We start from the raw sequence: 22,175 nt of genomic DNA, 5'->3' as shown, positions 1-22,175 counted from the left end.
CCTAACAAATAAGATTAGATAGCTTCGATTTGCTCAGCTTGTGGGCCTTTTTTGCCTTCACCTAAAACGAAAGACACTTTTTGACCTTCGGCTAGGGTCTTGAAACCACCACCTTGGATAGCGCTGTAGTGAGCGAATACGTCTTGTCCACCGTTATCTTGCGCGATAAAACCAAAACCTTTAGCTTCATTAAACCACTTTACAGTGCCTTCAACTTTATCAGACATAAATTTTCCTAACTCTTTAACTGTTGGCAAGACGTATGTCGTTGCCTATTGATTGATGAATACTTAATTAATTTGTTAGCAGAATGCTAAAACTAAATAACGCTTTATCACAGTGATATTGCACTATTTTTGTCGCAAACCTCTTAAGTACAACTTTATTATAGCAGTTTTTATAATCAATGATAGATTAAATTAAGGAGTTTTGTAAAAGTTTTTTACTAGTACTAAAAGCTGTAAATACCACCGAAACTAGTGGTTATTAAATTTAACCTTAACCTTTATGCGTAAGAATTTTATAGCATTAAGGCTGCATAAATTCACTTAGTTGCATATAGTCTCTTCTAGTAGTAGCTAAACTGAGGTAAAAGCTGCATTACAGCTATAGAAAAGTCATTGCAAGCAAATAGCACTTGCCCAAACTAGCATTTACTTGATCATTGAGTAGGTAGTGCTAGCCAAGGTGAAGATAATACTAATAGACACAAGGCAAAGAATACTAGCGCAAAAGATTGGCTGTAAGCGATGTATTTAGAAGGTACCACTAAGTCTTTAGTAGAATCAGGAATGCCTGTACGCTTGAGCAGACGAGTGCCGTATATCCAGCCAAATACGGTATAAATTCCATAAGCAGCAGGAACAGCAACTGCTAACGGGGTCAGCTCAATCACATATAGCATAGCTACTGAGATAAAGAACCAAGCCGTATCTAATAGTGAGCTGACTCGAAAAAATAATGATTTAGGAAGTTTGCCATTATTACGCTTAAGCATCTCCCCTTCTATCAAAATAAGTATAGCAACTACTGCACTACAACCTATATATGCAAACTGTGGATTCAACCATTCTGGAAAAGACATTAGTGCGACACAACCTATAGTTTATAAAAAGAAAAAATAAAACAATGGGGATCAAAGAATGACAAGATTTTAAATAGCCCTTTATTCGGTGGCTTTAATGACTAACAAGCACTCTATCGCTTGCTTATATTGGGCGGCTAATAGTGGTTTTCAACCATTATGCTCAACTTAATTGCAAAACATAGCTTAGATTTGTGCGTATATTCGCCTGCCTTTACCGCTATTATTTTATTATTAGCAGAGCAGCATGAGAATAATAGTGAAAGAACAGAACTGCCAATAAATAAAAGCCCATGCTATCAATTTGATAACATGGGTTAAAAGTCACGGATCTAATAACTATTAATAATTAGCTTTTGCTAAGCAAAAAATTATTTGATTAATTAGTTTTTGTCTTTATCGATGATTTTATTACCACCAATCCAAGGCATCATACCGCGCAATTTAGCACCAGTTATTTCGATTTGATGCTCAGCATTGTTACGACGACGTGCAGTCATTGAAGGATAGTTAGTTGCCCCTTCAGAGATGAACATTTTCGCATACTCACCAGACTGAATACGTTTAAGAGCGTTGCGCATAGCTTCGCGAGATTGCTCATTGATGACTTCAGGGCCAGTAACATATTCGCCATATTCAGCGTTATTACTGATTGAATAATTCATGTCAGCGATACCGCCTTCATACATTAAGTCAACGATAAGTTTGAGCTCATGTAGGCACTCAAAGTAAGCCATTTCTGGAGCATAACCGGCTTCAGTTAGGGTTTCAAAGCCCATTTTAACTAGCTCAACAGCACCACCACAAAGTACCGCTTGCTCACCGAATAGATCGGTTTCCGTTTCGTCTTTAAAAGTAGTTTCGATAATACCTGAACGACCACCACCAACACCAGCAGCATAAGATAAGGCTAGTTGTTTGGCTTGACCAGACGCATCTTGGTAGATAGCGATAAGATCAGGGATACCACCGCCTTTTACAAACTCATTACGTACGGTATGACCTGGTGCTTTTGGCGCTACCATGATCACGTCAAGATCGCTACGTGGCTCTACTTGGTTGTAATGAATGGCAAAACCATGAGCAAAGGCAAGGGTTGCACCCTCTTTGATATTAGGTTCAATCTCGTTTTGATATAGCGCTTTTTGGAACTCATCAGGAGTCAAAATCATGACCACATCAGCCGCTTTTACCGCATCGGCAACTTCAGCAACTTTTAGACCAGCATTTTCAGCTTTTTTCCATGAGCTAGAATCAGCACGTAAACCAACAGTAACATCGACACCTGATTCTTGTAGGTTCAAAGCGTGGGCATGGCCTTGTGAGCCGTAACCGATAATAGCAACTTTTTTGCCTTGGATAATAGATAGATCACAATCTTTGTCATAAAAAACGTTCATAGGTAGAGTCCTTTTCCTCAATCATGGAGAGCCATGGATAGTAAGATACTTATAACGCACTATTCCTATAAGAAAAAGTGCGCTTTATAAGCGTTATGTTAAATTCTAAGTGTTAATTTTTAAATTGAAATTTGGAAATTCGGTACTGGTTAAACGCTCAGTGTTCTTTCACCACGAGCGATACCGATGACGCCTGAACGTACCACTTCTAAAATACGTTCACGACCAAGCACATCTATAAAGCCATCAAGCTTGGCCGTATCACCAGCGATTTGAAGGGTATAGATACTAGCGTTAACATCAACGATTTGCGCCCGAAAAATATCCGCACTGCGTTTAATCTCTTCGCGTATATTACCAACTGCGCGAACTTTAATCAGCATCAGTTCACGCTCAACGTGTACAGTATCAGATAAGTTAAGGACTTTGACTACTTCTATCAGCTTATGCAACTGTTTAGTCATTTGTTCGATTTTTTCAGGTGAAGTAATAGTCGTCAAGGTCAAGCGTGAAATAGTAGGATCGTCTGTCGGTGCGACGTTCAGAGTCTCGATATTATAGCCGCGTTGGGAAAATAAACCAACGACCCGCGACAACGATCCCGCTTCGTTTTCCATCAATACCGAAATCAGATGTTGTTGCATTAGGTACGCTCTCCTTTAGTTAACCACATATCACGCATAGTCTGTCCAGCAATTTGCATGGGATAAACATGCTCATTACGATCGACATAGACGTCAATGAATACTAGTCTATCAGTCATAGCCATTGCTTCAGCTATCTGTGCTTCCATAGTCTGAGGATCAGTAATTTTGATACCTACATGACCGTAGCTCTCGGCGAGTTTTACGAAATCTGGTAAAGAGTTCATATAAGACTGGGCATGACGACCTTCATAAAGCATATCTTGCCACTGCTTAACCATACCCAGCTGCGCATTATTTATATTTAGGATTTTGACTGGTATGTTGTATTGTAAGCAAGTTGACAGCTCTTGAATATTCATCTGAATAGAGCCTTCGCCAGTGATACAAACCACATCACGATCCGGACACGCCAGCTTAGCAGCCATAGCATACGGCAAGCCGACGCCCATAGTACCAAGGCCACCTGAGTTTAGCCATTGGCGCGGCTCTCTATAAGTATAATAAAGCGCAGCAAACATTTGATGCTGACCAACATCACTAGTGATGATAGCGTTGCCATCGGTTACTCTGCACATTGCTTCTACTACACTCTGAGGCTTGATGCCATTTTCGGTGCTAGTGTCATAGCGTAGACCATGACGCTTACGCCATTCATTAATCTGCGACCACCAATCTAACAATGCCGGCTGATCTAACTGACTATCAGTGCCAATCAGCTCTAACATATCAGTCAATACAGATTTTACATCACCAACGATAGGCACATGAGCAAAGATAGTTTTCGAAATAGAGGTAGGATCGATGTCGATATGGATAATAGTAGCATCAGGACAGAATTTTTTGACGTTGTTAGTCACTCGATCATCGAAACGCGCACCAATAGCTAAGATAACATCCGCATGATGCATGCTCATATTGGCTTCATAAGTACCATGCATACCGAGCATGCCTAGGAACTGCTCATCGAAACCGTCGAAAGCACCTAAACCCATCAAGGTATTAGTCACTGGTAAGTTCAAGCGATGAGCAAGATCTCTAAGCTCGTGATGAGCATTACTCCAAATTACTCCACCACCAGAATAAACAACCGGACGCTTGGCGGCGAGTAGAGTCTCAACCGCTTTCTTGATTTGACCGCTGTGGCCTTTTATCGATGGCTGATATGAACGGACAAATACTTCGCTTGGATACTCATAAGCATACTTCTCACTCGGAGCGGTCATATCCTTAGGCACATCGATAACTACTGGACCTGGACGGCCAGACTTAGCGATATGAAAAGCTTTTTTGACAATCATTGGGATTTCGCTAGCATGGCGCACTTGGAAGCTATGCTTAACGATAGGGCGCGATACACCGATCATGTCAGTTTCTTGGAAGGCATCTTCACCAATCAGGCTGCTCGGTACTTGTCCGGCAATCACTACCATCGGTACTGAGTCCATAAAAGCTGTAGCTATAGCAGTAACCGTGTTAGTCGCACCAGGACCTGATGTCGCTAGTACTACTCCAGTGTCACCTGTCACTCGTGAATAAGCATCAGCCATGTGACCTGCTGCTTGCTCGTGACGCACTAAAATATGCTCGATATTATCTTGTTGGAATAACGCATCATAGATATGCAGAACCGCACCACCTGGATAGCCAAAAATATATTTGACACCCTCGTCAGTGAGCGACTGTACTAGCATTTCAGCACCAGTCATCATTACTGGTTCGTTACCACCTTCAGCAAGCAGTTTTTGTTTCTCTTGGAAGTTTTTGGCAGCATTAGCCGTTTGAGTATGTCCAGTCATATTTGGACTTTGAGTAGTTTGCGTCACTGTCATCACCTTTATTTACGGCGCAGACTAGCAGAGTTTTGTCAGTATTTATAATGGCGTCAGTTATGGCTTAGACGTAGTTATAGTACCTAAAAATAGTGCTGGTCGTTGTCTATATAAGAATATGTACCCACTATGTAAAAGTAGCGCTACTTTGTAGGCTAGCCTGCTATTTGCACATAACAATTTATAGGGTCAGCTTTGTGATGGGATATTATCGGATACAGTGACAAGATGCGAGCGCATCTATAAAAGAAAAAGAAGCTTATTATTATTTTAAACACTCATATTCAACGATAAAGTAGAGAGGCCTAACAGTCATATATAGCTAGCAATCATTGTAGATTGTGCTATCGCTAACTGTTGCCCTTTGCAGGTTAACAGTAGCCTATTGACTATCATTTAAGCTGTCTATCCTATCTATCAAATTAGCAAAAACCATTATCCTGATATAGGCTTATGTCAGTAATGACAACCAGCAAATACAGCTATGGCTAATGAGTAGTACAAATAATGGTAAATAATAAGTTTATCTTAGTCATTGTAGACCGATAAGTCCGGAGACAAATAACACTGCTGATAATTATAGTCATGATGACGATTATCTTTACTGTGCTATTGCCACAAAGAAGGTAAACCAACAGAGCTACTGATAAGTAGCCAAATAGGCTTTATCTTCAAGTGCTACGGCAATATTGTAAATGCCGCTCACTGACCAACCAACTAGGATTAGTTTCAACGGTTTAGCCCCTATTGTCAAGAAAAAATTATAAAGCCTATCCCCAACTAATGGTTATTAAATAATATCCATTGATAAGTATTTTTTGTTAGAATCAATAGTTAGCATATAAGCATTGGCTATGCAAAGCCCTAAGGTTTTACTCCTAAGCTTGGCTTACTATTGCTCGAATCGATAACTGGCTGTAGGCCTTGGCGTTACCATACTTTTAATATTAAATCGACAGGACAGCTATTATGGCAGCAGTATCTATGATGAATTATGTGACTAAACTATTTATGCTATTAATGGCTATTAGTATGTGGGCACTATCAATAAATGCTAGCCACGCTGTTGAAGTTTATAAATCGATTGGCAGTTATGGCGAAGTCAAATATAGTCAACATCCGCCAAAAAACGGTGAGAGCATCGAAACGATTGAGTTTCGCAATGATGGCCGCCAGAATACTCCAGGGCAGCTGGCCGGTAAAACTGACGCTAATCAAACTAATAATAGCCAAAGCGCTGAACAACAGCGAGTGGCTCAGCTAGAAGCTCGTATTAAAGATCAAGAAGCGCAAGCTAATGCTCAGCGCTGTCAAACACTACGTAATAACTTGACTAACCTCAATGCCAATGGCCCTATCTATGAGACGGATGCTAGTGGCAAGCGTGAATATCTTGACAGTCGTGAAATCGAACTAAAACGTGAGCGAGTACAACAAACTATTGGTCAATATTGCAGTTAATCTATGCTATTGCTAGATTAGATAGCCAATACTATTAGCCCCTCTCTATCATTAGCCGATATTTAAAGGCTAATTAGCGCAATAACTTGTCGAACAGCCGCAGGCATATCTTGTGCTTGCAGGCCACGCTGACCTATTAAGGGTCGTCTATCTAAGTTTGCCGTACAGCTGAAACTATTATCCCCTTTGTCAGATAATTGGTTCATCAACAAATCTGCTGCTAGGCCATGAATAAGTACCGCTTGGCGTAGACTGTGCTGCTCAGCGCTCAAGTCTTGTTGAGCCAATAACCCAGCGCTCACCCCTGATAACACATCACCCATGCCAGCGCTTGCCATACCCGCATTACCAGCTGCGCAAACATAAACTTGACTCTGTGTTTCTGATACCTGCCCTAGCCCCTTTTCTAAAACTAAAGAACCGGCGCCTTTTAATACCCAATCACCACCATAAGTAGCTGCGCATTGTTTTATCGCCGCTAGTCGATCATCCTCTATAGCTATAATATCTTTATCTAATAGACGTGCTGCTTCGCCACTGTGCGGAGTCAAGAAAACTTGGTGAGTAACAGAGTAGTGTTTTAGCTGAGCAATTATTTTATGGCCTTGTTTATGTAATGAAGCCAAATGATAAAGGCCATCAGCATCGATTACTATGGCATGATCTTGCTGCATTACCGCTTGCAGGTAGTGGGCCAATAGATTTTCCGCACTTTTATCACGGCCAAGCCCCATTCCTATCGCCACGACACTCGCCTCTTTAATGAGACTTTTGACTCCTGCAATATCATGTAAATCAATAGTCATAGCGTCTGGTAGCGAGGTTAGTAGCGCCCCATGAAAGGCGGTATGACAAGCTACTGTTATCTTACCGGCCCCAGTAGCCATAGCACTAGCCAAGGCTAGGATAGCAGCTCCGCCCATACCTTGTGAGCCCTCTATCTGATTACCGCCTATTACTAACACATGACCATAACTGCCTTTATAACTGTTTTGGCGACGCGCAGATAATCTCTGTGCGGTACTTAATAAGGTAGCGGCGGCTGTTAGTTTGCCATAAGGTATCAGCGGGATATCGATGATGACGCCCGCATAGTCCATACCGTCTTTAGTATGCAGGCCAAACTTACGAGCTATCAAGCACAAAGTTACGTCAGCTTCGATAGCTAGGCGCTCGAATACTTGGCCAGTTGTAGCTACTAAACCACTAGGAATATCTACAGCCACTACTAGCGCTTCACCATAGTTATGATGCTGTTTAGCAGCTTTATTAAAGCACTCAATAGCTTGTTTATATATACCGCTTGGTGAGCGATTTAGACCAATACCGAATAGCGCATCGACAAAGACATCAGCCGATAAGTTAGAGGCAAATGCCATAGCGTTAGCTTGCTGATCCTCGAAGCGTAGACAAGGAACAGCTGCCCTCAAAGCCAACTGCTGAGCTTTTATGGCGTCTGGCATTGGTTCATTTTTAGAGGCTTTATCTCCATCTTGTTCCTCATTACAGTTATGACTAAGGTCGTCAATAGCTACTGTCAGTACGGTTACCTGCCAGCCTGCTTGTTGCAGATAATAAGCTACTAGCCAACCGTCACCGCCATTATTGCCATGACCAACCCAGATAATTGCACTTGGCGTTCTATCAACAACAGCATAAATGTACTCCTGTCTTAATGCAGCAGTAACTAGCTGTTGATAGTGCTGCGCTTCAAGTTGAATAATATGCTGAGTCATTTGCCAAGCTGCTTGTTGCATAAGCGCAAAACTATCATAACCTTGTGCAAACCAAGCTTGTTCCATAGCATAGAGCTGTTGACTATCATACAAGCTGACAGGTAACTTAGTAGTTGCCATCGCCATTGTTGGGTCACTAATTAATAGATGTTTTTTAGTAGGCATACATAGTCCTTAATGACTGGTTTAAAATGGCTATCTCTAAGCGGCTATCTGATAGTTTAATAAGCTGATCTAAGCATACCTGATATTGTCTAATAACATGAATGACTATTTATTAGCGGTTATATTATTAGCTGCTATACTCACACTACTAGTCATCTAAGCTATGCAGCTTATCACTATGGCATACATTTAATGATCTTAACTTTGTTCTTTCACGCTACTATTTATTACCCACTATGACTATTAAGCCCACAGTAACAAATGTAGAAAACAATATTATAATGGTCAATCAAGGCGCATTTGCGACAGCCGATGATGTCAAGCTATGGATAAAAGCACAAGCGCAAGCCTTAGGCTTTGGCGACTGTGGGTTTTTATCTGTACATCATCCACTGTTTACTCAGCAGATGGAACAGTTACAGCGTTGGCTAGCTAAAGGCTATGAAGGTCAGCTCCAGTTTATGCATCAAAACCATGAGCTGCGTGCTCATCCTGATCAGCTAGTGGCTGGGGCAAAAACTATCATTAGTGTGCGCATGGACTACCTGTCTCAAGCACCAAAATCCCGTACTGTTGAGGATAATGATCGCCCCAATCACGGCATCATTGCGCGTTATGCCCGAGGTCGTGATTACCATAAGACTATGCGTGCTAGACTCAAACAATTAGCTTTAAAGATAGAAACTATGCTTCCTGAGTGGCAACATTTGGCTATTGGTGCTGACAGCGACTTTGTGTTTCGACCTTTTAGCGACTCTGCACCCATATTTGAGCGTCCGATAGCGGATGCCGCAGGGCTTGGTTGGACGGGCAAACATACGTTATTATTGAATAAACAAGCGGGCTCGTTCTTTGTATTAGGCGAGCTGTTCATGAGCTTAGAGCTACCTGATGACCAGCCTATTGCTGCTCATTGCGGCAGTTGTAGTGCTTGCATCGATATTTGTCCTACCCAAGCAATCGTTGCCCCTCATGAACTCAATGCCGCCGCTTGCATCTCCTACCTGACTATTGAGCATAAAGGCAGTATCGACATAAAGTATCGCCGTGCCATAGGCAATCGAGTATTTGGTTGTGACGACTGTCAACTTATTTGTCCTTGGAATCGCTATGCCCAGCTGACAACCGTCAACGACTTTGCACCTAGGCATGGGTTAGATAACAGCAGTCTGCTTGAGCTTTGGCAATGGCAAGAGCCGGATTTTTTGCGTTATACAGAAGGTAGCCCACTTAGACGTACTGGCTACCTCAGCTTCCTACGCAATATTGCTATTGGTCTAGGCAATGCTGCTGGTAATCCTGAGGTTATAAGCCGATTACAAGCTAAATTAGGTATTCATGGTGATTTGCTCGATGAGCACATTGATTGGGCCTTATTAGAGCAGCAAGCAAAGATAAGCACTAATGACTAACTGGCTAGTCATTAAATAGAAAGTTATTGCCTCGAATGAAGAGTTATCCCCTCCTTCATTTTTGGTTTTTTGTTATTCATGGTTAATAATCGTTAATTAATAAAGGGCAATAGTAAAAAACTGAATAAATGAGGGTAATAAAAGCCCTTAACTAATAGTTACTATCAAAACATATTTAATAAAAATTAATTAATAGATAGCCTTTAATAAAGCTATTTAATAAAAAAGCGCCTCTTAGCTATTAAGAGGCGCTTTTTGCATTATAGTGACTAATTTAAAAAAATTAATACTAAACAGTGTTTTATTTAAAATCTTATGGCTTAGGAATACGTAGTACTTGACCTGGATAGATCTTGTCAGGACTAGATAGCATAGGCTTGTTAGCTTCGAATATTTTCATATAATCGTTAGCTGAACCGTATACGCTCTGTGCAATCTTAGACAAGTTGTCACCAGATTTTACAGTATACATAGTTGATTCAGGTGCATCTTCTTCAATATCGATGTTATCAATGACTTTAGCTACGTTTTGTACGTTACCAATAGCGATGATAGCTTTTTCACGATCTGCTTGAGTCTTAGCGTTACCACTGATTTCAGCAGTATCAGTAGATCCATCATACTTAATTTTTAAGTTAGTGATGTTAAGGTTCTGTTGTTGAATACGACGTAACAAGATATTGGCTACTGACTGGGCAGAAGGCTCACTATCTTTTACTGGCGTATTAGAATCTGCTTTACTTTCTTTTTTGGCATCGTGTTTAGCATCATCACGATTAAAAATTTTATCACCAATATCCTTTGCGAAACTAAAAATTCCCATTAAATTATTCCTTAAATTGTTGTTATTGAGGTTTGTGGCTTGTTCTGACAATAAGTATAACAAACCAATAAAAATTACATAGTAGGTGTTTGTTGAATAATGTTAAGGAAATTTAACTCATACGGTAGCAAAATATGGATAAACGTAAAGCGGATAATATTTTTCTCACAAAAAAACCGCTTATCTATAAAGATAAGCGGTCTAGTACTATCTACTAAAGTATTAAGTTATTACAATTGTGCTTGTACGTAGTCTACTGCTTTTTGAACAGTAGTTAATTCTGCTGAATCTTCGTCAGGAATAGTGATACCAAAATCACTTTCGAATGACATAACTAGCTCAACTAAATCTAATGAATCAGCACCTAAGTCTTCCATAAAAGAAGCTTCATTGCTGATATCTTCAACATTCATGCCTAACTGTTCTGCTACTGCAGACTTTACTCTTTGCTCAGTATCATTACTCATGTAGGTAACTCCCTTTTATTTATCACTTTTAAAAATAACCATCTGACTGCTTAGATGAGCCGATGGCATATATAGAATTTGGCAAATTATGTCAGATTAACACTCTCAACTTGCTCCAACGGTTTTAGGGCACACTTGATGTCAGTTGAGACCTTGTTATAATACAGGGTTTGACATAAAAGTGTCCGTTATTATATCACCATTATTTATAGTTTACACTCGTTCACACAGATTTTTGTTGATTGAATGTAACTAGTTATCCACTCTACATATACATGCCGCCATTGACTGGTATTACAGCGCCAGTAATATAGCTAGCCTCATCGCTGGCTAAGAATAATACTGCAGTGGCAATATCTTCTGGCTGCCCTAAACGACCGATAGGCACAGCGTCCAGCATAGAGTTGAGCAAACGCTCATCCATCTCATCCGTCATATCAGTTTCGATAAGTCCAGGAGCCACACTATTGACAGTGATTTGGCGTGAACCGATTTCACGGGCCAGCGTACGGCTGAAACCTTCAACACCAGCTTTGGTAGCAGCGTAGTTAGCTTGGCCAGCATTACCCATTTGAGCAACTACTGAACTGATATTAATAATACGACCACGACGTGCTTTCATCATGCCACGGATAGCACGCTTACTCATGCGATATACTGATGATAAGTTGGTATCTATGACATTATCCCAATCTTCATCTTTCATGCGCATTAATAAGCCATCTTGAGTGATGCCTGCGTTATTAACTAGTACTTGTACCGCACCATAAACGCTCTCAATCTCTTCAAACAGCTTTTCGATCTGCGCACCATCACGCACATCCAATACTCGACCAATACCACCAGAATCATGCAAATAGTCATTGATAAGCGTTGCGCCTTTGTCACTAGTGGCAGTACCTATAACGAAATGACCTTCTTTAGCAAAGCGTTTGGCTACTGCTTTTCCGATACCACGACTGGCACCAGTAACTAATGTAATCGTACGACTCATGATAATACCTCGATTAATTTGTCTAAGCGAACAGGTTTGTCGGTTGGGTAACTGGCGATAGGATGAGCCTGGCGCTTAGCTAAGTTACTCAACACATTACCACTGCCACATTCTATCAAAATATTAATTTGCTTATCAGCCAGCTCTTGCATAGTTTTCGACCATAATACGGGCTCACTAAGCTGCTCAGTTAAGGCTTGCTTAATACCTACAGCGCTGCTTTCAACATGAGCGTGACGGTTCTGAATAACTGGAATAGTAGCTTGGTCAAATTTTATTTTAGCCAAAGCTTCAGAGAGTGCTTGACTTGCTGGCTGCATCAAGGCGCAATGTGAAGGCACGCTTACCTTTAGCGCTATAGCCTTTTTGCCAGTGTTTTGCACTTTATCTATAACGGCATTCACCCCTGCAGCATTACCAGAAACCACTACTTGTCCTGGACTATTAAAGTTCGCCGCCCCGACTATCGCCTCTTCCACATGTTCAGTAGCTTGCTCACATAAAGTGACAACTCTACTATCCTCAAGACCTAACACTGCAGCCATCGCTGTATCAATACCAACAACGGCGTCTTGCATCAACTGACCACGCTTATGGACTAGCTGTATCGCATCGGCAAAAGAGATCACCCCAGAGGCACATAGGGCGCTATATTCGCCTAAAGAATGCCCAGCAAAGTAGCATGGCATTTCAGTCATTTTAGTTTGCAAAACTCGCCAAATAGCAATACTAGCTGCTAGCAAGGCTGGCTGAGTATATTGAGTTTGATTGAGTAGGTCTTCATCTTGGCAGATCGCCCACAAATCTTCACCAAGCGCTTGGCTAGCCTCAGCAAACGTTTCCTTAATTTGTGGGTAAAGTTCACTCAGCTCGGCAGTCATTCCTAAAGCTTGCGAGCCTTGTCCAGGGAAGATTACCGCAATGCGTGGTGCCGGTAGTGCTGTATCGGGTGCCGATGCCATAGCCAATATTCCTTAAGTAAATTGGGCAGATAACTAGAACAGATCTGCTATCTTATTAGGTGTACTGCGTATTTAGATATAATAATTAACGAGATAGGTGCAAGAGAATTATAGCAAATGCTTAGTAGCAAACTATACACTGCTGAGCGCTATTCTCCTAGTCTAGCTAGCCTAGGAACAATAACTATATAAAAAATTCGCTGTTTATGACCTGCACCTATTATTCATAATAGTAACAATAATAACTAGGTATCGGTAATAAATACTAAAGGGGACAAATTAAACATAATAAAAAGCCAAGTTATCCAGCCACATAATATATGGTAGCGAAATAACTTGGCTTTTATTAGCTCAATAGCTATGACTTTATTATAGTAATAAGCAGCAGTTACAAATGATGATAAACACCTTAGGAACTAACCGCCTAGACTATCATTAAGTCAATAAACTAAGCTTCTTGACTGACTTTAAACAATTGACGACCACGGTAGAAACCATCTTTAGTCATGTGATGACGACGATGTTTTTCACCAGTAGTGGCATCTATGCTTAGCTCAGCAATTTCCATGCGGTGATGTGAACGGCGCATGTCACGACGAGAACGGCTTTTACGACTTTTTTGAACAGCCATGATATAGCTCCTATGCTTAAAAAGGGTAAGCTTGAAATTCAGCTTTAATGGATATTGGCTTGGGCTTATATGATAATTTATATCACAATTATCACCAGCTGACCTACCATTGAATTAAAAGGGTGACTACTTGCAATAAACCGCTGATCGAATCTAAACTCTATGGATAAATCCGTTCAATCAGTAGTGCTTGGCAAACAGGGTATTGTCAGTATGCAATAAACCGGACATTATACGCATGTTTAACTAAATAATAAAGCCCTGCCAGCAACACTTTTATACAAAGACCACAAAAGGTCTCTTAAGACTTTATCAGCTAGTAGTAAATCGAAGTATAGCGACTATAGCTTACCTTTTAGTGCTCCTAGAGCGGCAAAAGGATTTTCGGTCTCTTCTTCAGGAATATCACCTACTTGCTCGACACCCATTTCGCAATCTTCATGCTTGGGCGCCATTGGTGCTTTAAGCAATATTTCATCTTCAACTAACTTTTTAAAAGGCAGTAAACGTTCAGGCGCAGGCTCAGTAATGACTTCGTCTAGTACTAAGTAATCTTGCTCTTCATTAACCATGTTTATTTGGCTTTCATCATCCAACAGCGCGATATTATAGTCATCCGTAAGATCTATAGCTATCGGTTGCAGACAACGCTGACACGTAAGCCATACTTCACCAGTTAAGGTGAAAGCCAAGTGCAGCACATTATTACGACGGTATAGCGTCGCGTTTAGTTGTAAATTGCTTTGTTGGTGCTCATCACTTAATAGCGTGGTAAGACGACTAAAGGTCGCTGGCGCTACCTCTCCTGTCCACTCAAATCCACTATCTGCCCACTTATCTAACGAGATAGTTTCAGGCATAGTTGCTGAGTCAAGCGCTTGGCTGCTGTCAGGACGAACATCAGCTGCAATGCTAGCTTTAGGGTTTGACATAAGCGGTCTCAACGATCAAAAAGGAGTATAATATTGCCTGCCATACTAACGGAAACTGTCTCTTGACGCTAGCGCTAGTATGTTACGATTTTTGCCACTGACAGTGGCCAATTTCAGGCTATAAGGACAAGTTACGGCTCAATATTATTAGATAGTACTGCCTCCTGATTTTACTACTTTATTGACTAGCGATAGCGCTGATTTTTTAAAAGCTAGACCCCAAAGCTTAGAATTAAACTACTTTTTTTTGTATAAATTTATATTCACAAAAAGGCCTCACCCATAAAATAGGCAAGGCTAAAACGCTAGTATTTATTTACAAAAACAACAATCCCAAACCAATGATTACTCCGCTGACAACCAGTACAATCACACAAAACCCCATGATATCCTTAGCTTTGAGTCCAGCTATTGCCAGTGCTGGCAAGGCCCAGAACGGCTGAATCATATTAGTCCAAGCATCGCCCCATGCAACAGCCATGGCAACTTTCGCCGGGTCACTGCCAAGCATTTCGGCAGCTTCTAACATAATGGGTGCTTGAACGGCCCACTGTCCACCACCTGAAGGGACAAAAAAGTTGACGAGTCCTGCACTTAAGAAGGCAAAAAGCGGCAGAGTGTCCGTTGTCGAAACACTAACGAACGCGTCTGACATGACTCCGGCCAAACCGGATGCTGTCATCATACCCATGATTCCGGCATAAAACGGAAATTGAACGATGATGGCGCCCGCTCCTTTGACCGCTTCTTGAACCGCAATCAGATATTTGCGAGGCGTTCCATGGAATATAATGCCTAGGAACAAAAATATAAAGTTAACTAAGTCGAGTGTTAACGCAAATCCATTTTGCACAAAATAATAAATGATAAAGGCAATGCCCATTGCGCCAATGAGCATTGATAAGACCCAGCTGTTTTCTATACGCTCTGCTGGTGTCATAGCCGATTTTGCAGGGAGTTCCTCAATGACTGGATCCATAAGGACTTTGGGATCTACTGTAACCGTATCTTCTTTGCTCGGCATCATCAAACGGTTTAGTAAAGGTACAGTAATAACTAACGCAGCAACAATGATTAAGTTATAGCTCGCAAAAATGGTTGCGCTTGTTGGAATGATACCAATCTTATCAACGAACGGATGTCCTTCTGTCGCAATTGACAACGGAATAGATCCGGAAAACCCAGCATGCCAGATTATAAATCCAGAATAAGCACTGGCAATCAACAAACGGTAATCGACATTTTCAACACGCTTCGCTAATTCCTTTGCGAATAACGCACCAATAACCAATCCAAATCCCCAGTTGATCCAGCTGGCTGCAAGCGATACTAAGGTTACCAAGATAATCGCACTACCTGGCGAATTGGCGAAACTTGCCAATTTGCCTAATCCTGTTTTAAATATTGGACTACTTGCCAAGACAAAACCAGTAACTAGTACCAGCACCATCTGCATTGAGAACGCCAGTAACGCCCAAAACCCTTCACCCCAAAACGCCACCATCTGTACAGCTGAAGAATCGGTTAAGCCTAAGCCTAACCCAAAGATGACTACCGTTAAAATAATGACGAATAAGAAAGGATCCGGTAAATACTTTTCCATCAAATTATTTGAGAAACGTGTGATTCCTCTCATTTCCTAACTCCCTTTTGTCAAAACTGCCAGTTCCTTGTTAGTGCTGGCTAATTTCTTATTGTTAATTATTCAATAAAAAGCTGTTTTCTAACACTAGGTTGCCTTCTCAAACTGCCCTTATCACCTTTCAACACAAAAAGGCTTTGTAGAGTTCTATCGCTCTACAAACATTCGCAGTCATTCTTATATAAAAAAAGATAGTAATCAGCTACCTATCATGATCTAAATACTTTTTATTTAACTAATTTTTATTTATATAAGCTGTAAAATGCAGTTGATAGTTAAAACGAACCAAACAGCGTACCTAAAGTAATCACTACCACTACGGCAACGAGCGGGATTGCCATAGTGACCATAGCAATGTTGAGATAAGACTGTCTATGGCTCAAGCCACAAATGGCTAGCAAGGTGATAACTGCACCACTATGCGGTAAGGTATCAAGTCCACCTGCGGCCATGACAGCCACGCGGTGCATGAGCTCTGGATCAATACCAGCTTTGAGCGCCATCTGCAAATAATCCTCACCCAACGTTGATAGCGCAATACTTAGACCACCAGAAGAGGAACCAGTAATACCAGCAAGAGTGGTCATTGCTACCGCTTCTGAAATTAACGGGTTTTCAGGACTTAAATTCAAGATACTGTCACGAATAATAATGAAACCAGCAAGTGAGGCAATAACAGCACCATAACCCACTTCTGAGGCTGTGTTAAAAATAGGCAGCATTGAATCATAAGTACCACGGTTAATGGTTTTTTGTAGATCGTTCCAATGACCGATACGCATCACAATCAATACTATAGAGGCAACGACCAACGAGATAATAATAGACCATAGTCCCAGTGATCCTGCGATATTAAGATCTGGGAACTGAGTTTGCAAATCATTGAAATCCATTGAAGGAAAGATGGCATAAGTAAGAAGGGCATTAAGAATAATGACTAGTGTTAGCGGTATCATAGCAACTAGGAACGAAGTGTGATGAGTATCGCGTGCTTCAGCAGTAGCTGCTAGATTGCTTTGCCCATTATGATTTTTGACATCGCTATTATGCATATCGTTAGCGGATTTTTTTTCAATATCAATACTACCCAAATCTGCATCTTCATTATGCTCACCGTAGCCTTCACCCATAGCACTGGCTTTTCGCGCCCGTGACTGTAGCCATAACCAGCCCAGCATAAACATAATCGTCCCACCAATGATGCCTAAGATAGGCGCGGCGAAGACGTTGGTATTATAGTAAGGAATAGGAATAGCATTCTGAATCGCTGGTGTACCTGGTAGTGCCGTCATGGTAAAGGTGAACGAGCCTAAGGCAATAGCGGCTGGAATCAAGCGCTTAGGAATATCAGCAGCTTTAAATAGGTCTTTAGCGATAGGATAGATGGCAAAGGCTACAACGAATAGCGAGACACCGCCATAAGTTAAAATGGCACAAACCAAAATTACGGCAAGAATAGCTTTGTTTGCGCCCAGTTTGTTGACTACACCGTTAGCGATCGCTGTTGCCGCTCCAGAGTCTGCCATCAAGCGGCCAAACAGTGCGCCTAGTAAGAATATAGGAAAGAATTTGAGTAGAAAACCACTCAATGCGCCCATAAACACATCGGTATAGGCAGGAATACTGCTTAAAAAATCACCTGAAAATAAGACGGCTAAAGCAGCCATAATCGGTGCTAGAATTAGCACTGAATAACCGCGGTAGGCAAAGAACATCAATAATAACAAAGTAATTACAATAGCAAGTGTGCTAAACATGACCGCCCTCCTTGGCTAAGCTAAGCTTGAGAGTATGCAGTGCATAGAAAAATAGGTCAATAAGATTAAACTTAACGTATTTTATCCAACGTTATTCTAGCTAAATAGTGTAATTATCTCCCCTATATTGATCAAGCTGCTCTACCCTGTAGGCGCTTCATACTATCTTCTAGTCGCTACTAGAATTATATGTTAAGTTGTTACGGCTACACTCTGTATTTTATAGTGATATAAAATTTATTACTTTAAATGTAAGACTAATTAGTAATCTAGTATTTGCTTGAATGAGCGAAACCCATAATAAATCAATGTAAATAATAAAAACGAGACTTGCAAGGAGATAAGCATGAGTCAATCAAAGGTGTATCACAGCGCAAAAGCGGCGCTGAGTGGTGTTGTGCGTGACGGACAAACGCTCGCAATCGGTGGTTTTGGTCTATGCGGTATTCCTGAAGCATTGATTGAAGCACTGCGTGATAGTGAGGTTAAAGATTTGACCTGCGTCAGTAATAATGCAGGAGTTGATGAATTCGGTCTTGGTCTATTACTACAGACTCGGCAAATAAAAAAAATGATTTCCTCTTATGTAGGCGAAAATAAAGAGTTTGAGCGTCAGTACTTAGCTGGTGAACTAGAAGTAGAGCTCACCCCGCAAGGCACACTTGCTGAGAGACTGCGTGCAGGTGGTGCAGGTATTCCGGCATTTTATACCGCAACCGGCGTTGGCACCTTAGTCGCTGAAGGTAAAGAAACCCGTGAATTTGACGGTCGCACTTATGTGCTTGAGCATTCATTACGTGCCGATGTCTCTCTAATTAAAGCGCAAAAAGCAGATAAGGCAGGTAACTTAATCTTTAATAAAACTGCGCGTAACTTTAACCCAGACTGTGCAATGGCAGGCAAGATTACTATTGCTGAAGTCGAAGAAATCGTAGAGATTGGTGCACTTGACCCTGACGAGATTCATCTACCAGGCATTTTTGTGCAGCGTATTGTGCTAAATAGCAGCCCTGAAAAGCGTATTGAAAAGATAACGACTAAAGCGGTTGAGAGCGTTTAATTCATGCTACAGACAAGTGAATATTATAAAAATTAAGGAAGATACTATGGCTTGGACACGAGAGCAGATGGCGCAGCGTGCAGCGCAAGAACTACAAGACGGTTATTATGTGAATTTGGGTATTGGTCTGCCAACTCTAGTTGCTAACTATATTCCAGAAGGTATGGATGTGTGGTTACAATCAGAAAATGGCCTATTAGGTATTGGTGAGTTCCCAACGCCAGAAAATGTCGACGCTGATCTAATAAATGCGGGTAAGCAGACTGTTACGACGGCACTAGGTGCCAGTTACTTTAGCAGCTCTGAGTCATTTGCAATGATTCGCGGTGGTCACGTTAACCTTGCGATTTTAGGGGCGATGGAAGTTTCAGAGAAAGGTGACTTAGCTAACTGGATGATCCCGGGTAAGATGGTCAAAGGTATGGGCGGTGCGATGGACTTAGTCGCAGGCGTGCAGCGCATCATCGTAATAATGGAGCAAGTCAATAAACATGGCGATCCAAAAATCCTTGCTCAGTGTGAACTGCCATTAACGGGTAAAGGTGTGGTTGACCGTATTATTACTGAGCTGGCGGTGCTCGATGTTACTGATAAAGGGCTAAAACTGGTTGAGTTAGCAGAAGGTATCAGCTTTGAAGAGCTGCAACAAAAAACGCCAGTAACTATTATTAAATAATTATTATCTCACGAGATAGCCACAATAAGGATCGTTCATGGCAACGCTATTAGAGAAAGACTTGACTGGTAAAGTAGCCTTAGTTACGGGTTCTGCTAGTGGAATCGGACGCGATATCGCCGAAATCTATGCACTAGCAGGTGCTGCTGTTGGCATTGCTGATATAAATATTAATGCGGCGCAAAGCACGGTTGATGCTATTGAAGCTGCTGGTGGACGTGCGCTGGCTATTGAGATGGATGTGACTTCTGAGGATGCTGTTAATAGTGGTGTGCAAAAGCTAATAGATACTTTTGGCAGCATTGATATCTTGGTTTCTAACGCTGGTATTCAAATTATTAATCCTATTGATAAAATGTCTTTCTCCGACTGGAAAAAGATGCTAAATATTCACTTAGATGGTGCATTTTTGACCACTAAAGCCGCTATAGAACATATGTATAAGGATAATAAAGGTGGTACCGTCATCTATATGGGTTCAGTACATTCTCACGAAGCGTCAATGTATAAAGCTCCTTATGTCACTGCTAAGCATGGCTTACTGGGCCTATGCCGCGTACTAGCTAAAGAAGGTGCCGAGCATAATGTGCGTTCGCATGTGATCTGCCCTGGATTTGTCAAAACACCCCTAGTTGAAAAACAAATTCCGCAGCAAGCCGCTGAAAAAGGTATTAGTGAGGAGTCAGTAGTTAATGATATTATGCTAGTGAATACAGTGGATAAAGAGTTCACAACAGTAAATGACATAGCTCAGTTAGCACTATTTTTAGCCGCTTTTCCAACCAATGTGTTCACCGGACAATCCATAGTTGCCAGTCACGGTTGGTTTATGAATTAATGTTTTAGATAAATAATAGCGAATGGGCAAACTTTAAGTTTTAATACAAAAGGGTTATCGTTCGCTATCTATCACACTGTTCTTATTATCAGACTGTTCTTAAGAGCAACGTTAGACTAGACTAAAAATTATTTTATGCATAATAAAAGATTCGGTTGAAACTAGGAATATTCAATACGACTGCAGTTTAAGCAATCTCAATAATAACTGCCACAGATTTACCCTCACCCTTACTGATATATAAAGCTGCAATGCTAGCTTTAGGGTCTGACATAAGCGGTCTCAACGATCAAAAAAGTGTATAATATTGCCTGCCATACTAACGGAAAGTGCCTCTTGAAACTTGCGCTAGTATTTTACGACTTTCACTAATGACAGCAGTTAATTTAAGGCTATAAGGATAGGTTACGGCTTTATGTTATTAAAAACTACCACTCCTGATTTTGCCGCTTTATTAACTAGCGATAATACTATTTTATTATTAAAACAACTTCATAGGCTAGCAGATACTAGCAGGCATGGTCTACACCAAACCTCTACACTCACTGATGATTTATGCCTTTGTCCAGCGATTGATCTAAAGCTTTTAGCAACTCACAACTCATCGCTAAATTACACAGCGTTATCAAGTTTGGACAACGAACCACTGGCTACTGAGTGGCTAATCGAATTATTTAATGCTTTGTTTGTTGAGCAAAATGTCCAGTTGGTACGCGGCGATGATGAGCCTGAGTACTTCCCTGCTACTGCCAGCAGTCCTGCACGTATCGAGTTCGCTCACGGGTTTTTTGCCAGTGCGCTACATGAAATAAGTCATTGGTGTGTGGCAGGTCATAAGCGCCGCCTACTTAGTGACTTTGGCTATTGGTATGCTGCCGATGGCCGTAGTCAGTCTCAGCAACAAGCTTTTGAGTCCGTAGAGATCAAACCTCAAGCGTTAGAATGTCTATTCACTACTGCCTGTCAGCGACCTTTTAAAGTATCACAAGATAATCTATTTGCCAGCTTTGATACTAGCGCTAGCACTTTTGCTAATGATGTCTATACACAGGCTGAACATTACATTGCTAACCCGCAAACGCTACCTAGGGATGCGCAGACTTTATTAGCAGCATTATTAATGTTTCAGCTAGAGAGCTAGATTTATAAGATACTGTTAGTCCTTAGAATGAAAATTAGTCAAAATAAAAGAGCTCTCAGAATACTGAGAGCTCTTTTATTTTAAAACGATTTCGATCAAACCTGATAAATAACTTTTCTAAATATTACCATTGACAAAGTCAGCACAGACTTGATCTTTCCAAGTTAACTTCTCAACACGGTTATTTCTATCAAAATCAATTCTCAAACGACAGTTTTGGTAGTCGTTATTTGCTGAGAGTTTCAACCCAAGGGCATAATTCCAAACTTTTGGGCTAAAAATACCTTCATTAAAATGAGGGTTACCCAATATTTGTCTGACTTGGTCTTTATGCTGTGCAACTTCGAGCAGACGTACTTGACTGACATCGTAATTTGGTAAACCCTTTAGATGACTATATTCTACCTCTGAAAACGCTGGTGTTTTTTGTGAATTATTCATAAACACGTTGGTACAAGCAGTTAACGCTAGTACAGCTGATAGCATTACAGCTTTCAAAATTACTTTCATAACTTTAT

General features: G+C 41.0%; 21 protein-coding genes. 6 read left to right on the top strand and 15 right to left on the bottom strand.

Annotated elements, in window-relative coordinates; all coding sequences use genetic code 11:
- Positions 1 to 14: 14 nt before the first annotated feature.
- From JMY09_RS07865 to JMY09_RS07845, 5 genes are all read right to left on the bottom strand, one after another.
- Entirely contained in the window at positions 15 to 227 is a 213-nt protein-coding gene (locus JMY09_RS07865) for a cold-shock protein (RefSeq protein ID WP_201623046.1), read from the bottom strand.
- 434 nt (positions 228 to 661) lie between these two features.
- Complete coding sequence (locus tag JMY09_RS07860; RefSeq protein WP_201623045.1) at positions 662 to 1,084, bottom strand: hypothetical protein; 423 nt, start codon at positions 1,082 to 1,084, stop codon at positions 662 to 664.
- 383 nt (positions 1,085 to 1,467) lie between these two features.
- Positions 1,468 to 2,484 (bottom strand): ketol-acid reductoisomerase, encoded by a 1,017-nt coding sequence (gene ilvC, locus JMY09_RS07855; RefSeq protein WP_201623044.1) that lies wholly within the window; start codon positions 2,482 to 2,484, stop codon positions 1,468 to 1,470.
- A 149-nt stretch (positions 2,485 to 2,633) separates the two neighbouring features.
- Entirely contained in the window at positions 2,634 to 3,128 is a 495-nt protein-coding gene (gene ilvN / locus JMY09_RS07850; RefSeq protein ID WP_201623043.1) for an acetolactate synthase small subunit, read from the bottom strand.
- Positions 3,128 to 4,840 (bottom strand): acetolactate synthase 3 large subunit, encoded by a 1,713-nt coding sequence (locus tag JMY09_RS07845; RefSeq protein WP_201623075.1) that lies wholly within the window; start codon positions 4,838 to 4,840, stop codon positions 3,128 to 3,130. The genes ilvN and JMY09_RS07845 overlap by 1 nt, the downstream gene beginning before the upstream one ends.
- 1,089 nt (positions 4,841 to 5,929) lie before the next feature.
- Here JMY09_RS07845 and JMY09_RS07840 point away from each other — a divergent pair.
- Positions 5,930 to 6,421 carry a DUF4124 domain-containing protein gene (locus JMY09_RS07840; RefSeq protein WP_201623042.1) on the top strand — a complete coding sequence of 164 codons (492 nt, stop codon included), beginning with the start codon at positions 5,930 to 5,932 and terminating at the stop codon, positions 6,419 to 6,421.
- A gap of 62 nt (positions 6,422 to 6,483) precedes the next feature.
- Here the strand turns inward: JMY09_RS07840 and JMY09_RS07835 are convergent, their stop codons facing one another.
- Positions 6,484 to 8,322: an NAD(P)H-hydrate dehydratase gene (locus JMY09_RS07835; protein WP_201623041.1), complete on the bottom strand. Its 1,839-nt coding sequence runs from the start codon at positions 8,320 to 8,322 to the stop codon at positions 6,484 to 6,486.
- A gap of 281 nt (positions 8,323 to 8,603) precedes the next feature.
- Here JMY09_RS07835 and queG point away from each other — a divergent pair, with 281 nt between their 5' ends.
- Positions 8,604 to 9,734, top strand: coding sequence for a tRNA epoxyqueuosine(34) reductase QueG (gene queG / locus JMY09_RS07830; protein WP_227677231.1), 1,131 nt, complete (start codon positions 8,604 to 8,606; stop codon positions 9,732 to 9,734).
- 313 nt (positions 9,735 to 10,047) lie between these two features.
- On the opposite strand, the gene lysM is transcribed toward queG, so the two are convergent.
- The 8 genes from lysM to JMY09_RS07790 form a co-directional block, all read right to left on the bottom strand.
- Complete coding sequence (gene lysM, locus JMY09_RS07825; protein WP_201623039.1) at positions 10,048 to 10,557, bottom strand: peptidoglycan-binding protein LysM; 510 nt, start codon at positions 10,555 to 10,557, stop codon at positions 10,048 to 10,050.
- 230 nt (positions 10,558 to 10,787) lie between these two features.
- Complete coding sequence (gene acpP, locus JMY09_RS07820; RefSeq protein WP_201623038.1) at positions 10,788 to 11,024, bottom strand: acyl carrier protein; 237 nt, start codon at positions 11,022 to 11,024, stop codon at positions 10,788 to 10,790.
- 265 nt (positions 11,025 to 11,289) lie between these two features.
- On the bottom strand, positions 11,290 to 12,024 hold the full coding sequence (gene fabG / locus JMY09_RS07815; RefSeq protein WP_265088008.1) for a 3-oxoacyl-ACP reductase FabG: 735 nt from the start codon (positions 12,022 to 12,024) through the stop codon (positions 11,290 to 11,292).
- Positions 12,015 to 12,980 (bottom strand): ACP S-malonyltransferase, encoded by a 966-nt coding sequence (gene fabD / locus JMY09_RS07810; RefSeq protein WP_201623036.1) that lies wholly within the window; start codon positions 12,978 to 12,980, stop codon positions 12,015 to 12,017. The genes fabG and fabD overlap by 10 nt, the downstream gene beginning before the upstream one ends.
- A gap of 448 nt (positions 12,981 to 13,428) precedes the next feature.
- Entirely contained in the window at positions 13,429 to 13,611 is a 183-nt protein-coding gene (gene rpmF / locus JMY09_RS07805) for a 50S ribosomal protein L32 (protein ID WP_201623035.1), read from the bottom strand.
- A 341-nt stretch (positions 13,612 to 13,952) separates the two neighbouring features.
- Positions 13,953 to 14,543: a YceD family protein gene (locus tag JMY09_RS07800; protein WP_201623034.1), complete on the bottom strand. Its 591-nt coding sequence runs from the start codon at positions 14,541 to 14,543 to the stop codon at positions 13,953 to 13,955.
- 316 nt (positions 14,544 to 14,859) lie between these two features.
- Positions 14,860 to 16,179: a short-chain fatty acid transporter gene (locus JMY09_RS07795; RefSeq protein ID WP_201623033.1), complete on the bottom strand. Its 1,320-nt coding sequence runs from the start codon at positions 16,177 to 16,179 to the stop codon at positions 14,860 to 14,862.
- Between the two features lie 281 nt (positions 16,180 to 16,460).
- Positions 16,461 to 17,942 carry a GntP family permease gene (locus tag JMY09_RS07790; protein WP_201623032.1) on the bottom strand — a complete coding sequence of 494 codons (1,482 nt, stop codon included), beginning with the start codon at positions 17,940 to 17,942 and terminating at the stop codon, positions 16,461 to 16,463.
- Positions 17,943 to 18,288: 346 nt separating this feature from the next.
- Here JMY09_RS07790 and JMY09_RS07785 point away from each other — a divergent pair, with 346 nt between their 5' ends.
- From JMY09_RS07785 to JMY09_RS07770, 4 genes are all read left to right on the top strand, one after another.
- On the top strand, positions 18,289 to 19,002 hold the full coding sequence (locus JMY09_RS07785; RefSeq protein ID WP_201623031.1) for a CoA transferase subunit A: 714 nt from the start codon (positions 18,289 to 18,291) through the stop codon (positions 19,000 to 19,002).
- 46 nt (positions 19,003 to 19,048) lie between these two features.
- Positions 19,049 to 19,678: a CoA transferase subunit B gene (locus JMY09_RS07780; RefSeq protein WP_201623030.1), complete on the top strand. Its 630-nt coding sequence runs from the start codon at positions 19,049 to 19,051 to the stop codon at positions 19,676 to 19,678.
- A gap of 37 nt (positions 19,679 to 19,715) precedes the next feature.
- A complete protein-coding gene (locus JMY09_RS07775; RefSeq protein ID WP_201623029.1) occupies positions 19,716 to 20,516 on the top strand; it encodes a 3-hydroxybutyrate dehydrogenase in 801 nt (266 codons plus the stop codon).
- A 415-nt stretch (positions 20,517 to 20,931) separates the two neighbouring features.
- Entirely contained in the window at positions 20,932 to 21,657 is a 726-nt protein-coding gene (locus tag JMY09_RS07770; RefSeq protein WP_201623028.1) for an elongation factor P hydroxylase, read from the top strand.
- Between the two features lie 117 nt (positions 21,658 to 21,774).
- Here JMY09_RS07770 and JMY09_RS07765 read toward each other — a convergent pair whose 3' ends face one another.
- On the bottom strand, positions 21,775 to 22,167 hold the full coding sequence (locus JMY09_RS07765) for an outer membrane protein assembly factor BamE (protein WP_201623027.1): 393 nt from the start codon (positions 22,165 to 22,167) through the stop codon (positions 21,775 to 21,777).
- Between the last annotated feature and the right edge of the window lie 8 nt (positions 22,168 to 22,175).

Origin of the sequence: Psychrobacter urativorans (assembly GCF_904846695.1) — a bacterium.
In the GTDB taxonomy this organism is placed as follows: domain Bacteria; phylum Pseudomonadota; class Gammaproteobacteria; order Pseudomonadales; family Moraxellaceae; genus Psychrobacter; species Psychrobacter urativorans.
The sequence above is the reverse complement of the archived record's forward strand: the minus strand, read 5'-3'. Positions and strand labels throughout refer to the sequence as shown.

Bases quoted from the DNA above. Each gene is read 5' to 3' on its own strand.
- JMY09_RS07845 (WP_201623075.1), bottom strand. From the start codon at position 4,840: ATGATGACTGGTGCTGAAATGCTAGTACAGTCGCTCACTGACGAGGGT.
- queG (WP_227677231.1), top strand. From the start codon at position 8,604: ATGGTCAATCAAGGCGCATTTGCGACAGCCGATGATGTCAAGCTATGG.
- fabD (WP_201623036.1), bottom strand. From the start codon at position 12,980: ATGGCATCGGCACCCGATACAGCACTACCGGCACCACGCATTGCGGTA.
- JMY09_RS07860 (WP_201623045.1), bottom strand. From the start codon at position 1,084: ATGTCTTTTCCAGAATGGTTGAATCCACAGTTTGCATATATAGGTTGT.
- lysM (WP_201623039.1), bottom strand. From the start codon at position 10,557: ATGGGAATTTTTAGTTTCGCAAAGGATATTGGTGATAAAATTTTTAAT.
- ilvN (WP_201623043.1), bottom strand. From the start codon at position 3,128: ATGCAACAACATCTGATTTCGGTATTGATGGAAAACGAAGCGGGATCG.
- ilvC (WP_201623044.1), bottom strand. From the start codon at position 2,484: ATGAACGTTTTTTATGACAAAGATTGTGATCTATCTATTATCCAAGGC.
- JMY09_RS07770 (WP_201623028.1), top strand. From the start codon at position 20,932: ATGTTATTAAAAACTACCACTCCTGATTTTGCCGCTTTATTAACTAGC.
- JMY09_RS07865 (WP_201623046.1), bottom strand. From the start codon at position 227: ATGTCTGATAAAGTTGAAGGCACTGTAAAGTGGTTTAATGAAGCTAAA.
- acpP (WP_201623038.1), bottom strand. From the start codon at position 11,024: ATGAGTAATGATACTGAGCAAAGAGTAAAGTCTGCAGTAGCAGAACAG.
- JMY09_RS07765 (WP_201623027.1), bottom strand. From the start codon at position 22,167: ATGAAAGTAATTTTGAAAGCTGTAATGCTATCAGCTGTACTAGCGTTA.
- rpmF (WP_201623035.1), bottom strand. From the start codon at position 13,611: ATGGCTGTTCAAAAAAGTCGTAAAAGCCGTTCTCGTCGTGACATGCGC.
- JMY09_RS07780 (WP_201623030.1), top strand. From the start codon at position 19,049: ATGGCTTGGACACGAGAGCAGATGGCGCAGCGTGCAGCGCAAGAACTA.
- JMY09_RS07800 (WP_201623034.1), bottom strand. From the start codon at position 14,543: ATGTCAAACCCTAAAGCTAGCATTGCAGCTGATGTTCGTCCTGACAGC.
- JMY09_RS07790 (WP_201623032.1), bottom strand. From the start codon at position 17,942: ATGTTTAGCACACTTGCTATTGTAATTACTTTGTTATTATTGATGTTC.
- JMY09_RS07840 (WP_201623042.1), top strand. From the start codon at position 5,930: ATGGCAGCAGTATCTATGATGAATTATGTGACTAAACTATTTATGCTA.
- JMY09_RS07775 (WP_201623029.1), top strand. From the start codon at position 19,716: ATGGCAACGCTATTAGAGAAAGACTTGACTGGTAAAGTAGCCTTAGTT.
- JMY09_RS07835 (WP_201623041.1), bottom strand. From the start codon at position 8,322: ATGCCTACTAAAAAACATCTATTAATTAGTGACCCAACAATGGCGATG.
- JMY09_RS07795 (WP_201623033.1), bottom strand. From the start codon at position 16,179: ATGAGAGGAATCACACGTTTCTCAAATAATTTGATGGAAAAGTATTTA.
- JMY09_RS07785 (WP_201623031.1), top strand. From the start codon at position 18,289: ATGAGTCAATCAAAGGTGTATCACAGCGCAAAAGCGGCGCTGAGTGGT.